Genomic DNA, 13,977 nt, shown 5'->3' with positions numbered 1-13,977 from the left:
GATCTTTACGGTGCAATCCGTCAAGCGAAGCACGGCAAAAAAACATTTATTTTGCACGACGGCCCTCCGTACGCGAACGGCAATATTCATATTGGTCACTCTGTTAATAAAATTCTCAAAGACATTATTATTAAATCGAAAACGCTGGCGGACTATGACGCACCGTATGTCCCTGGCTGGGACTGCCACGGTCTACCTATCGAATTGATGGTAGAGAAAAAAGTGGGCAAGCCGGGTCAGAAAATCTCCACCGCCGAGTTCCGTGAAAAATGTCGTGAATACGCGGCCAAGCAAGTGGAAGGTCAAAAAGCCGACTTCAAACGTCTTGGCGTGTTAGGTGAGTGGGATAAACCCTATCTCACCATGGATTTTAAAACTGAGGCCAGCATCATCCGTGCCTTGGGTAAGATTGCTGGGAATGGCCACTTGCACAAAGGGTTTAAACCGGTTCACTGGTGTACGGATTGTGGTTCAGCCCTTGCCGAAGCCGAAGTCGAGTATCAAGACAAGACGTCTCCATCGATTGACGTCATGTTCCGTGCGGTCGATGAGCAGGCGCTCGTGAACACCTTTACCCTTGCTGGTGAGCATCAAGGCGAAGGGCCTGTTTCGGCGGTGATCTGGACGACGACGCCTTGGACTCTGCCGGCTAACCGCGCCGTTGCTGTGTCCGCGGATCTGGAATATGTGCTGGTGCAAGTCGAAGGCGAGCAGCCACAGCGCTTAATTCTGGCGGCAGAGTTGGCCAAAGACGTCATGGATCGTGCTGGTATCGAGCACTATCACAACCTTGGTTTTTGTAAAGGTGAAGCGTTAGAGCTGCAACGTGTTCAACACCCATTTTATGATTTTGACGTGCCGGTGATCCTTGGCGATCACGTGACAACTGAGTCGGGTACGGGGGTTGTCCACACTGCGCCTGGACACGGACAAGAAGACTTCGTGGTGGGGAAAAAATACGACCTAGAAGTGGCCAATCCTGTGGGGAGCAATGGTGTGTATTTACCTGATACACCACTGTTTGCCGGTCAGCACGTGTTTAAAGCCAATGATAATGTCATTGAGACGCTTAAAACGCATGGCGCGCTGCTGCATCATCATGCCTATGAACACAGCTATCCGCACTGCTGGCGCCACAAAACGCCGATTATTTTCCGAGCGACGCCACAGTGGTTTATCGGCATGGATAAAGCCGGTCTGCGAGATAAAGCCTTACAAGAGATCAAAAACGTTGAATGGATCCCTGACTGGGGGCAAAGCCGCATTGAATCCATGGTTGAAGGCCGTCCAGACTGGTGTATTTCTCGTCAGCGTACCTGGGGCGTACCCATTGCCTTGTTCGTTCACAAAGAAACGTCAGAGCTTCACCCCGATACGATTAACCTGATTGAGCAGGTTGCACAGCGGGTAGAGCAATCGGGCATTCAAGCGTGGTGGGATTTGGATCTTAACGAACTGCTTGGCGATGAAGCAGATCAGTACGAGAAAGTGCTGGATACGCTCGATGTATGGTTTGATTCAGGCGCGACGCACTATGCGGTGGTTAACCAGCGTAACGAGTTCAACGGCCAAGAAGCTGACATGTACCTCGAAGGGTCGGATCAGCACCGTGGTTGGTTCCAATCATCGTTAATGACCTCGGTCGCCATCAAAGAGAAAGCCCCGTATCGAAAAGTGCTGACTCATGGTTTCACCGTTGACGGCAAAGGCCGCAAGATGTCGAAATCTTTGGGGAACACCATCGCGCCGCRAGACGTGATGAACAAGCTGGGTGCCGATATTTTGCGTTTATGGGTGGCATCAACCGATTACACCGGTGAGATCACCGTCTCGGATGAGATCCTAAAACGCAGCGCCGATGCGTATCGTCGTATCCGCAACACCTCGCGTTTCTTGCTGGCGAACCTACATGGCTTTGATCCTAAAACCGACTTGGTTGCCCCAGACGATTTGGTCGCGGTTGATCGTTGGGCGGTGGGACGTGCGTTGGCGGCACAGCAAGAAATTACAGAAGCATTTGAAGCCTGTAATTTCCACCAAGTCACGCAACGCTTGATGCAGTTCTGCTCGATTGAGATGGGCTCTTTTTATCTCGATATTATTAAGGATCGCCAATACACCGCGAAAGCCGGCAGCCATGCGCACCGAAGCTGCCAAACGGCACTGTTCCACATTGTCGAAGCCTTGGTCCGTTGGATGGCTCCTATTATGTCGTTCACGGCGGATGAAATTTGGAATGAAATGCCGGGTGAGCGTAGCAAGTTTGTCTTTACCGATGTCTGGTATGACTGCCTATTTGATCTAGAAGACAGTGCTGCCCTTAATCAGGCGTTCTGGGCGAAATTGTTAAACGTACGCGATGCGGTCAATAAAACGCTTGAACAGGCCCGTAACGAAAAAGTCATTGGTGGCTCACTAGAAGCCGAAGTGACCCTGTATGCGCCCGCCGATTTTGCCGAAAAACTGCGCTTAATGGGCGATGAACTTCGCTTTGTGCTGTTAACGTCAAAAGCAACTGTGGTCGCCGGTGAAGCCCCAATATCTGCGACGAAAACGGATGTTGAAGGCCTTGCTGTTGAGGTGACGGCTTCAAGTGCGGCGAAGTGCGAACGTTGCTGGCATCACGTCGCCGACGTGGGCACCATTGCTGGCCATGAAGAGATCTGTGGCCGTTGTGTGACCAACATTGCAGGAGAAGGCGAAACTCGCCAATTTGCGTGATGCAGACTCTTTCCCTCTCGCAATCAGGATGGCGCTGGCTTTGGCTGGCGCCTCTGGTGTTTGCGCTCGATATTGGTAGTAAGTGGCTGGTGATGCAAACCATGGAATACGGGTTTGCTAACCGCATTGAACTATTGCCTTTTTTTAATCTTACCTACGTGCATAACCATGGCGCAGCCTTTAGTTTTTTGAGTGATGCTGGAGGCTGGCAGCGTTGGCTATTTAGCGTGATTGCACTAGGAGTCAGTGGATTACTGGCTTATTGGATGCGGACCACCCCAGCAAGCCAACGGCTGATCAATATTGCCTATGCGATGATCATCGGCGGCGCATTGGGTAATTTATTTGATCGGCTTGTTCATGGTTATGTCATCGACTTTTTAGATTTTTACATTGGCACGTCGCATTGGCCGGCGTTTAACTTGGCGGATTCCGCGATTTGTTTGGGGGCGGCGTTGGTAATTCTGGAAAGTTTTCGTCAGGACGCGTCATCGACCAAGCAGGGATAATGCGTATCTATCTGCACACTCCGACTTTCAAAAAGGATGAATCATGAAAGCGATCAGCGCCGCTAGCGAAGTGATTATGCATTTTACCATCAAGCTTGAAGATGGCTCGGTGGCCGATACCACCCATAATGCGGGGAAGCCTGCGAAATTGGTGATGGGAGACGGCAGTCTGACCGAAAACTTTGAAAACTGCTTACTGGGCTTAAAAGAAGGCGCCTCGAGTAGCTTTACCTTAGCGCCTGAAGATGCCTTTGGGCAGCCAAACCCTGATAATATTCATTATATGGATCGCCGCCATTTCGGAGGAGAAACACCCGCCGAAGAAGGTGCGATCATTGCGTTTAGTGGTCCTCAAGGGCAAGAAATTCCGGGGATTATTACCGCGGTCTCTGGCGACTCAGTCACCGTTGACTTTAATCATCCTTTGGCGGGTAAAACCGTCATTTTTGACGTTGAAATTATAAGTGTGCAATAAGGCGTAGTCATGAAGATCCTACTTGCCAATCCCCGTGGCTTTTGTGCGGGCGTCGATCGTGCAATCAGTATTGTTGAACGAGCGTTAGAAATCTATCAACCGCCGATTTATGTGCGTCATGAAGTGGTGCACAACCGTTTCGTCGTGGAAGGGTTAAAGCAGCGTGGGGCGATTTTTGTTGAGCAGATCAGCGAAGTGCCTGACGACAGTATTGTGATCTTCTCTGCACACGGTGTATCACAAGCGGTGCGGAACGAGGCGAAATCACGTCAATTGACCGTGTTTGATGCCACCTGTCCATTGGTGACCAAGGTCCATATGGAAGTGGCGCGCGCAAGCCGCAAAAACATGGAAGTGGTGCTGATAGGCCATGCGGGCCACCCAGAAGTGGAAGGCACCATGGGTCAATACGCCAGCGAAACGGGTGGCATGTATTTGGTCGAAACCCCAGACGATGTCTATACCCTCAAGGTCAACGATCCAGATAACCTACACTATGTCAGTCAAACTACACTGTCTGTGGATGAAACGGCAGATGTGATTGATACCTTGCGGCAGGTATTTCCCAATATCCAAGGCCCGCGCAAAGATGATATTTGTTATGCCACACAGAACCGCCAAGATGCGGTACGCGATCTTGCGCAAAGCTGTGATGTGATGATTGTCGTTGGATCGAAAAATAGCTCAAATTCAAATCGCCTCCGTGAGCTTTCTGAAAAGCTAGGTACGCCTGGGTATTTGGTTGATACAGCACAAGACATTGCCCCCGCTTGGTTAGACGGCAAGCATACCGTTGGGATCACGGCAGGAGCATCGGCGCCTGAAGAGCTGGTGGATCATATTATCGAGCGCATCAAGCAGCTTGGTGCCACAGAGGTTGAAAATCTCTCTGGACGAGAAGAAAACATGTTCTTTGAAGTGCCGAAGGAATTACAAATTCGTGAGGTCACTTAACCGTGATGATCCAGACCAAAACGGGAAGCGAAAGCTTCCCTTTTTTTCGCCAATATACAAGTGCCAGGGAACGCGCTAGAGTGGTCAGTTACGATCAAGGAGCCAATTTGCTGGCAAAGTGACAAAGGGGAAAATCATGGTACGTATTGCCATTGCAGGCGCGGCTGGACGAATGGGCCGCAACCTTATTCAAGCGGTTGCACAATACTCGGGCGCAACATTGGGCGCGGCGAGTGAGCGCCCTGAATCTAGCCTAGTAGGCACAGATGCGGGTGAGTTGGCAGGAATTGGCCGTTTAGGGGTTAACGTGGTGGACGACCTTGCTAATGTCAGTGATGACTTCGACGTGATTATCGACTTTACCGCACCATCGGCCACGATGGCGCATTTGGCGTTATGCCAACAACAAGGTAAACAATTAGTCATTGGCACCACCGGGTTTGACGAGGCGCAAAAACAAGTCATTCATGAGGCCGCTGAGTCAACTGCCTTAGTCATGGCGCCCAACTACAGTGTGGGGGTGAACCTAGTGYTTAAGTTGCTCGAGCAAGCCGCCAAAGTGATGGGGGAGGAATGCGATATTGAAATTGTTGAAGCCCACCACCGCCATAAAGTGGATGCCCCTTCAGGCACAGCGCTAGGTATGGGCGAAGCGATTGCAGGGGCAATGGGTAACAACCTCAGCGATGTGGCTGTCTATGCGCGAGAAGGGAATACGGGCGAGCGCAGCAAAGACGAGATTGGTTTTGCCACCCTTCGTGCCGGTGACATTGTTGGCGAACATACTGCGATGTTTGCCGATATCGGTGAGCGTGTTGAGATCACGCACAAGGCCTCAAACCGTAATACCTTTGCCAAAGGCGCGGTCCGTGCAGCGGTTTGGCTCAATCAGCACCCGTCGGGTTTTTATACCATGCAAGATGTCCTCGATTTAAAATAACTATTCATCGCGCTTCGGCGCGATGTTTTTTGCTTATACGTAAAACGCCCTCTCTGTTTGTGTTACTCCTCCAGCTTTATCTATTTTTTACTGGGCTCATATCGCTATTTTTGCACGAGACTGTATTTATCAGGTGTTAAAAGTAAAGGTAAACGTTTGCTAATGAGCTTTTATTTTTTTAGACAGATATTGTGTCTTACGTAATGATGCTGGCAGTGATTTGGGTGTTTTTTGTACCGTAAAGTCGATTTAAGCTGTGTTTTATGGCGGCTTAGATAAGGAAATCTATTGAGTGGTGAATAAAGAAAACAAAAAAACGCGGGTTTGATTGACAGCTTCTCCATGCATCCCTAGAATGCGCGCAATTTGTCAAAATTCAGCTTGACGCGGGTTTTGATCTTAGATGGAATACGTAAATGCAACGTTAGTCGTTAAAAGTGCATTTTTATATAAACTGGAGGTTGTCTTGAGCAAGTTTGCGCTCTTAGTCCTAGAAGATGGGACAGTGTTCCACGGTACCCCGATCGGCGCGGATGGCTCCGCGGTGGGAGAAGTGGTTTTCAATACCTCGATGACGGGGTATCAAGAAATTGTCACCGACCCCTCTTATTCCCGTCAAATAGTCACTCTTACTTATCCCCACATTGGCAACACCGGCACCAACACCGAAGACGAAGAATCCTCCCAAGTTCACGCTCAAGGCCTCGTGATTCGTGATCTCCCTCTCTTAGCTAGCAACTTCCGCAATCAACAATCCCTTTCTGATTACCTCAAGCAACACAACATTGTTGGCATTGCCGACATTGATACGCGTAAGCTCACCCGTTTGTTGCGTGAAAAAGGGGCGCAAAATGGTTGCATTGTCGCTGGCGACAGCGTGGATGAAGCATTGGCTTTGGTTAACGCGCAAGATTTTCCTGGCCTCAAGGGCATGGATCTCGCCAAAGAAGTGACCACTCAGGAAAGCTACAGCTGGACACAAGGCTCTTGGCAACTTCATCAAGGCTTACCCGATGCTTTACCTGATAGTGAATTGCCTTATCACGTAGTGGCGTATGACTTTGGTGCCAAACGTAACATTTTACGTATGCTGGTTGACCGTGGCTGTCGTTTGACGGTGGTGCCTGCCACCACACCCGCAGACGAGGTGCTGGCGATGAATCCGGATGGAGTCTTCCTATCCAACGGTCCTGGCGATCCAGCCCCGTGTGACTACGCGATTGCGGCGACGCAAACCTTCTTAGCGAAAGGCGTGCCTTTATTTGGTATTTGCTTGGGCCACCAAATTTTAGCACTGGCGAGCGGTGCTAAGACGGTGAAAATGAAATTTGGCCATCATGGTGCCAATCACCCGGTGAAAGATTTAGACCGAGACGTGGTGATGATCACCAGCCAAAACCATGGCTTTGCGGCCGATAAAGATAGCTTGCCAGACACATTGCGGGCGACCCATGTGTCTTTGTTCGATGGCAGCTTACAAGGCATTCATCATATTGAAAAACCCGCCTTTAGCTTCCAAGGCCACCCAGAGGCAAGTCCAGGACCGCATGATGCGGCGCCTCTTTTTGACCATTTTATCGACCTTATCAAACAACATCGCGCCTAATCGGAGTCGTTGAGCATGCCAAAACGCACAGACATAAAAAGCATTCTAATCCTGGGCGCAGGCCCGATTGTCATCGGCCAAGCCTGTGAATTTGACTACTCAGGGGCACAAGCGTGTAAAGCGCTACGCGAAGAGGGGTACCGGGTTATTCTCGTGAACTCGAACCCAGCGACTATCATGACTGATCCCGAAATGGCCGATGCGACCTATATCGAGCCGATTCAGTGGCAGGTAGTGAAACATATTATTGAGAAAGAGCGCCCCGATGCGGTGTTACCGACCATGGGCGGTCAAACGGGATTAAACTGTGCACTTGATCTCGAGCGTCACGGCGTACTGGCGGAATTTGGCGTAGAGATGATTGGTGCAACAGCCGACGCCATTGATAAAGCGGAAGACCGACACCGTTTTGATGAAGCGATGCGCAGCATTAACCTTGAGTGTCCGCGTGCGGGCATTGCCCATAGTATGGATGAGGCTCACAAGGTACTCGATGAAGTGGGTTTCCCTTGTATTATCCGCCCTTCATTTACCATGGGCGGCACTGGTGGCGGTATTGCCTACAACCAAGAAGAATTTAAAGACATTTGCGAGCGAGGTCTGGATTTGTCGCCAACCAACGAGCTGTTGAWTGATGAATCCTTGATTGGTWGGAAAGAGTACGAAATGGAAGTGGTGCGGGATAAAAACGATAACTGCATCATTGTCTGCTCGATTGAAAACGTCGATGCGATGGGTGTCCACACTGGTGATTCGATCACCGTCGCGCCCGCTCAAACATTGACCGATAAAGAATACCAATTGATGCGCAATGCCTCCGTGGCTGTGCTGCGTGAAATCGGTGTCGAAACCGGTGGGTCGAACGTTCAGTTTGGGATCAACCCTAATAATGGGCGCATGGTGATCATTGAAATGAACCCGCGCGTCTCGCGTTCATCAGCCTTAGCATCAAAAGCAACCGGTTTCCCGATTGCCAAAGTAGCGGCCAAATTAGCGGTTGGCTTTACCCTTGATGAGCTGATGAATGATATTACCGGCGGTGCCACACCGGCTTCATTTGAGCCGACCATTGATTACGTGGTCACGAAAATCCCACGCTTTAATTTTGAAAAATTTGCTGGCGCCAATGATAGACTGACGACCCAGATGAAATCCGTGGGCGAGGTGATGGCCATTGGCCGTAACCAACAAGAATCGTTACAGAAAGCATTACGCGGTCTAGAAACCGGCGCGTCTGGTTTTGATGAGATGGTCAACCTGGATGACGATACCGCATTGACGCGTATTCGCCATGAGCTGAAAGAGCCGGGCGCCGAGCGGATTTGGTATGTCGCGGATGCCTTCCGTGCAGGCATGTCGGTCGATGGGGTTTTCAACCTCACCAATATTGATCGCTGGTTCTTGGTGCAAATCGAAGACATCGTCAAACATGAACAACAAGTCCGAGATAATGGGTTTGCTGGCCTTAATGCGGTCGCACTGCGCCAATTAAAGCGTAAAGGTTTTTCCGATGTGCGCTTGGCGAATCTTCTCGGGGTGTCTGAAATTGAAGTGCGCAAACTACGGGATAAATTCAACATCCATCCGGTCTACAAACGCGTTGATACGTGCGCAGCTGAGTTTTCCTCTGATACCGCGTACATGTACTCAAGCTATGATGATGAATGTGAATCGCAACCAACCGATAAAAAGAAAATCATGGTTATCGGTGGTGGGCCGAACCGTATCGGACAGGGCATCGAGTTTGATTATTGCTGCGTCCATGCTTCGTTAGCGCTGCGCGAAGACGGCTATGAGACCATCATGGTGAACTGTAACCCTGAAACCGTCTCTACCGACTATGATACTTCCGATCGCCTCTACTTTGAGCCGGTGACCTTGGAAGATGTGTTGGCGATTGTTCGGGTCGAAAACCCTGAAGGGGTAATTGTTCAGTATGGTGGCCAAACCCCACTTAAACTGGCTCGAGCGCTAGAAGCGGCTGGGGTGCCGATCATTGGTACCAGTCCTGATGCAATTGACCGCGCGGAAGACCGTGAACGTTTCCAAGATGCGGTAGAGCGCCTAGGGCTGAAACAACCTGCCAACGCCACCGTGACGGCATTAGAGCAGGCGGTGGAAAAAGCGAAAGAGATTGGCTACCCGCTAGTGGTGCGTCCGTCTTATGTGCTTGGGGGGCGGGCGATGGAAATCGTGTATGACGAAACGGATTTGCGTCGCTACTTTAATGAGGCCGTGAGTGTGTCGCATGAATCTCCCGTCTTGCTCGATCACTTCCTTGATGACGCGACCGAAGTAGATATTGATGCCGTGTGTGACGGTGACATCGTTGTCATTGGTGGCATTATGGAGCACATTGAGCAAGCGGGAGTGCACTCGGGCGATTCGGCGTGTTCACTACCAGCGTATACGTTGAGCGATGACGTTCAAGATCGGATGCGTGAACAAGTACGTAAATTAGCCTTAGAGCTTGGTGTACGCGGCTTGGTGAATACCCAGTTTGCGGTGAAAGATGATGAAATTTATCTGATTGAAGTAAACCCGCGGGCTGCACGAACGGTTCCATTTGTGTCTAAAGCGACAGGAGTGCCGCTGGCGAAAATTGCTGCTCGCGTCATGGCAGGACAATCACTTGCCGAGCAAGGGTTCGTGAACGAAGTGATTCCACCTTACTATTCCGTGAAAGAGGTGGTACTCCCGTTTAATAAGTTCCCAGGCGTGGATCCTTTGCTTGGGCCAGAAATGCGCTCAACCGGTGAAGTGATGGGTGTGGGCGATACCTTTGCTGAAGCGTTTGCTAAAGCGGATTTAGCCTGTGGCAAAGCCTATAGCGAAAGCGGGCGAGCCTTGTTGTCGGTTCGCAATAACGATAAGCAGCGCGTGGTCGACCTGGCCGCGAAGCTGCTGAAACTTGGCTTTGAGCTTGATGCCACCCACGGCACTGCCGTTATTCTGGGAGAAGCGGGGATCAATCCGCGCCTTGTCAACAAAGTGCACGAAGGACGTCCGCACATTCTTGACCGCATCAAAAACGGTGAGTATAGCTATATTGTCAATACCACCGAGGGGCGCCAAGCGATTGAAGATTCAAAAGTCTTACGTCGTGGTGCGCTGGCCGCCAAGGTCAATTATACCACCACACTGAATGCGGCCTTCGCCACGTGCATGGCGTTAACGGCGGCCGACACCACCAAAGTGAATCCGGTGCAATCGCTGCACGCACGAGTACTGACCAAGTCTTAACCCGATGAGACGTCAATAAGCAGCCATCAGACCCGCCTTTTTGGCGGGTCTTTCTTATCGCGCGTTCATGGCTGAGCGCGAGCGAAAGCAGGTACGAGCTGGCCACGGATCAATGCGTGATAAAACTCACGTTCAAATTGGGTGATCGGTGCGGGTACATTGTCAGGTAACGCGTCTTCATCCGGGTGATAATGACTGACTAACTGCACCACAATATGCGCCTGCCCGGTGTCATCCTCTAGTAAACCGGCCAAGTTAAAACTGCCATAAAGCGAGCCGCTCTTGGCTTTTAATCGCCCTTTAATCGGCGCGTGTCGGACACTTTGCCGATACTTAAGTGTGCCATCCATGCCTGCCGTGGGGAGCATCTCAATCAGTCCCAGCTCAGGGTGCGTCGAGATATAGTGAAGAACACTGGCCAACTGGCGCGCGCTTAAACGGTTGTTTCGGGATAAACCGGATCCATCCACTAWGATCGCGCGGGATAGGTCGATCCCTGCCTTTTGCAAGATGGCTTTAACTGCCGCGACGCCATTGCGGTAAGATCCCGGCAGCTGAAAATAGCGCCGCCCGAGCGCTTTCAAAAGGTTATCCGCAATCAAGTTGTCTGAGTCTCGCAGCATGGTGGTCAGCAGTGACGGTAACGGGACAGAGTGATGGCGGGCAAGTTCACGATGTTGGCTAGGAGCCGGTGCGACCAGAATTTGACCATTGAGGTGCACATTCAATCGTGCGAGCTCATCGGCAACAATGGCTTTCACATAGGCGGAAGGGGTTTGAACCGCAAAATTTAATGGCAGTGGCCTGTCCCGGTGGGCAAGACAGCCAGAAAAGTGGTACTGATTATCCGCGGTGGCGGTTAAATCAAGCCCGCAGTGACGCGCTGTTTGCTGTTCTTCTGTCACCGTAAGGGCGTCGCTAGTCACTGAAATTGGCTGATGACGAGGAACATGAACGCGTGTTTGTACTTGATCGGGCTGGCTGTATATTGCCCCCTGCACACAATTATGATCCAGTGTTATTGCGGTTGAGGGAGCGCTGTAACAGACGGCGAGAATATCCCAAGGCCATCCGGGGGCGCGAGAGCGACCGGCGAAGGCTTGGCCGTCCAGGTAAAGATGATTGATATTATCCAGCCCTCGACGAGGCAGTTGACTAAGTAGCTGACGAATATCTTTGCGAGTTAATAAGGGATCGCCATTAAAAATAAGCGCGATGTCATCGCCAGCTTGTACCAGCCGTGTCGAAAAACGGAAGGTACTCGGTAAATAAAGGCGAGCGGCGAGCCCGGTGAGTAGCTTTTGTGTACTCGCAGGGGGAAGCAATGCATCCACTTGCTGACTAAGCTGCGGTTGTGTGTGTTGGGGATCGCTGACCCACAAGGCGGCCTGACTGCCTTTGGGCAATAAAGGGGTCAGCTGTTCAATCGTCAGCTGATTCGATGCATAAGCTAGTGATGTCGTGAACAATACGCTAAGTGCGAGGCAGAAAATAACCGCTAGGCAACGTATCGGTGCTAGGCAGCGAAAAAGAGCGCGAATCATGAGTGAGAGCCTTTGTGTTATTGCATCGTGTTTATCCTACCCTGTCCAGCCTTGAAGACAAGCCGCACGCAGGCCTGATACACCTCATCTGCTGGACAATCACCGGCTGGTCGGTCACGCTATTGCCGGATCAGAGATGATTTTGCGCCAATTCTTGTTTACAATCGAAAAAAAGCGTTGAATTCCGCCGCGCCCAAATTTTTGTTTGGGCGTGGCTTTGTTTTGCCAAAATCCCTTTGCTGTGGATTGAAAGAGGTAATGTCATTTATGGATAAAGTGCCAATGACCGTACGCGGCGAGCAGCTGCTACGAGAAGAGCTGGACAAGTTGACCAAACGCCGCCCAGAGATCTCTAACGCCATTGCAGAGGCGCGTGAGCTGGGTGATTTAAAAGAAAACGCGGAATATCATGCTGCGCGAGAAGAGCAGGGGATTTGTGAAGCGCAAATTCGCGATATTGAATACAAACTATCGGTCGCTCAAGTGATTGATGTCACCAAAATGCCGAATAATGGCAAAGTGATTTTTGGTGCTACCGTGACTGTGATTGACATCAATACCGACGAAGAACTGACCTATCGTATCGTGGGTGATGATGAGGCGGACATTAAAGCCAACCTTATTTCAGTGAACTCACCGATTGCCCGAGGCTTAATTGGTAAAGAAGAAGGCGAAGAAGTGAGCATCACCACACCGGGTGGTGTGAAAGAATTTGAGATTGGCAGCGTCGATTACGTCTAAGTAAAGTGTTACGAGATGTAACTTTTCGCTGAGTTTTCAACAGTAAAAAGGCCGCGACGCGGCCTTTTTTGTTATGCTTCAGCGCAAGTGCGGCAAACCACTAAGGCCACCCAAACTATTTGCGTGGTAATGTGATTTTACGCTCTTCGCTTTGACGGTAAATCACCAGTGTTTTGCCGATAACCTGCACTTTTTCGGCGCCAGTTTCACGAATGATAGCGTCGACAATCAGGTTTTTGGTCTCGCGGTCTTCTGATGCGACTTTCACTTTGATCAATTCATGGTGGTCAAGCGCAAGCTCAATTTCAGCGACCACGGCTTCGGTTAAGCCATTGGCGCCCATTAAGACTACAGGCTTAAGCTGGTGAGCCAGTCCTTTGAGATACTGTTTTTGTTTGGTGCTGAGTTTCATGTTGGCTCGATTTCTATTTGCTAGGGGTTGAAAACATGCCATTCTAACGCCATCTCATCACAAACTGAAACAGTATAAAGACGCTCCATGGCAACCGAATTATCTAGATAGCCGCTTTTGAGCTACCTTTAATAATAACATTCAGTGCGCAATCGATTGAATTTTATGATAATGCGTTGCCAACAATAGGGTTTGGTTAGGAACAACATGGCGAACAAAAAGCATTCAGCTAGCTCAGGACGTTGGTTGAAAGAACACTTTGACGATAAGTATGTGCACGAAGCGCAAAAAAAAGGTTATCGCTCACGCGCTATCTTTAAACTGGAAGAAATCCAGCAAAAAGATCGCATCTTAAAGCCCGGTATGACAGTGGTCGATTTAGGGGCCGCGCCTGGCGGATGGTCGCAGTATGCGGCGACGCAAGTCGGCGATGAAGGCCAAGTGATCGCGTGCGATATCTTACCGATGGATTCGATGCCAGGCGTCAGCTTTCTCCAAGGCGATTTTCGTGAACAAACCGTTCTTGATGCCCTTATTGATCGTATACAACCTGACATGGTTGACGTGGTGATGTCTGACATGGCGCCGAACATGAGTGGCAACCAGGCGGCAGACCAACCGCGTGCGATGTATTTGGTGGAGCTGGCGTTGGATATGTGCCGGGAAGTGTTAGGCCCCAAAGGCTGCTTCGTGGTAAAAGTATTTCAAGGAGAAGGCTTTGATCATTATCTGGCCGAAGTCCGTAAAATGTTTACAGCGGTCAAAATTCGTAAACCCGACTCATCCCGCGCACGGTCGCGAGAGGTCTACATTGTGGCTACAGGTTATAAAC

11 protein-coding genes are annotated in these 13,977 nt (G+C 50.4%); 9 read left to right on the top strand and 2 right to left on the bottom strand.

From position 1 onward, the window contains the following. The 7 genes from ileS to carB all read left to right on the top strand — a co-directional run. Nucleotides 1-2,721 (top strand): isoleucine--tRNA ligase (gene ileS, locus BZG79_RS04985; protein WP_077773861.1); only part of this gene is annotated, 2,721 nt, incomplete at its 5' end. Beyond that, nucleotides 2,721-3,230, top strand: coding sequence for a signal peptidase II (lspA, locus tag BZG79_RS04980; protein ID WP_021023300.1), 510 nt, complete (start codon nt 2,721-2,723; stop codon nt 3,228-3,230). The genes ileS and lspA, both read left to right, overlap by 1 nt. A gap of 43 nt (nt 3,231-3,273) precedes the next feature. After that, entirely contained in the window at nt 3,274-3,705 is a 432-nt protein-coding gene (gene fkpB, locus BZG79_RS04975; protein ID WP_077669400.1) for an FKBP-type peptidyl-prolyl cis-trans isomerase, read from the top strand. A 9-nt stretch (nt 3,706-3,714) separates the two neighbouring features. Beyond that, the gene (ispH, locus tag BZG79_RS04970; RefSeq protein ID WP_077677186.1) at nt 3,715-4,659 is read left to right on the top strand and encodes a 4-hydroxy-3-methylbut-2-enyl diphosphate reductase; all 945 of its coding nucleotides are present in this window, start codon (nt 3,715-3,717) and stop codon (nt 4,657-4,659) included. A gap of 136 nt (nt 4,660-4,795) precedes the next feature. Further along, nucleotides 4,796-5,599: a 4-hydroxy-tetrahydrodipicolinate reductase gene (dapB, locus tag BZG79_RS04965; protein WP_077773860.1), complete on the top strand. Its 804-nt coding sequence runs from the start codon at nt 4,796-4,798 to the stop codon at nt 5,597-5,599. Between the two features lie 466 nt (nt 5,600-6,065). Continuing rightward, complete coding sequence (carA, locus tag BZG79_RS04960; protein ID WP_028569659.1) at nt 6,066-7,205, top strand: glutamine-hydrolyzing carbamoyl-phosphate synthase small subunit; 1,140 nt, start codon at nt 6,066-6,068, stop codon at nt 7,203-7,205. A gap of 15 nt (nt 7,206-7,220) precedes the next feature. Beyond that, nucleotides 7,221-10,448, top strand: coding sequence for a carbamoyl-phosphate synthase large subunit (gene carB, locus BZG79_RS04955; protein ID WP_077773859.1), 3,228 nt, complete (start codon nt 7,221-7,223; stop codon nt 10,446-10,448). A gap of 65 nt (nt 10,449-10,513) precedes the next feature. Here carB and dacB read toward each other — a convergent pair whose 3' ends face one another. Further along, entirely contained in the window at nt 10,514-11,992 is a 1,479-nt protein-coding gene (dacB, locus tag BZG79_RS04950) for a D-alanyl-D-alanine carboxypeptidase/D-alanyl-D-alanine-endopeptidase (protein ID WP_077773858.1), read from the bottom strand. 267 nt (nt 11,993-12,259) lie between these two features. On the opposite strand from dacB, the gene greA reads away from it, so the two are divergent. Then, a complete protein-coding gene (greA, locus tag BZG79_RS04945) occupies nt 12,260-12,733 on the top strand; it encodes a transcription elongation factor GreA (protein ID WP_021023293.1) in 474 nt (157 codons plus the stop codon). 115 nt (nt 12,734-12,848) lie between these two features. Here greA and yhbY read toward each other — a convergent pair whose 3' ends face one another. Then, nucleotides 12,849-13,145 carry a ribosome assembly RNA-binding protein YhbY gene (gene yhbY, locus BZG79_RS04940; protein ID WP_021023292.1) on the bottom strand — a complete coding sequence of 99 codons (297 nt, stop codon included), beginning with the start codon at nt 13,143-13,145 and terminating at the stop codon, nt 12,849-12,851. Between the two features lie 207 nt (nt 13,146-13,352). Between yhbY and rlmE the strand changes: the two genes are divergently transcribed. Beyond that, a partial coding sequence (rlmE, locus tag BZG79_RS04935) for a 23S rRNA (uridine(2552)-2'-O)-methyltransferase RlmE (RefSeq protein ID WP_077773857.1) occupies nt 13,353-13,977 on the top strand: 625 nt, incomplete at its 3' end.

Origin of the sequence: Salinivibrio sp. MA427 (assembly GCF_001996115.1) — a bacterium.
In the GTDB taxonomy this organism is placed as follows: domain Bacteria; phylum Pseudomonadota; class Gammaproteobacteria; order Enterobacterales; family Vibrionaceae; genus Salinivibrio; species Salinivibrio costicola.
Note: the sequence above shows the minus strand (reverse complement) of the source record. Positions and strands in the feature narration are given on the sequence as shown.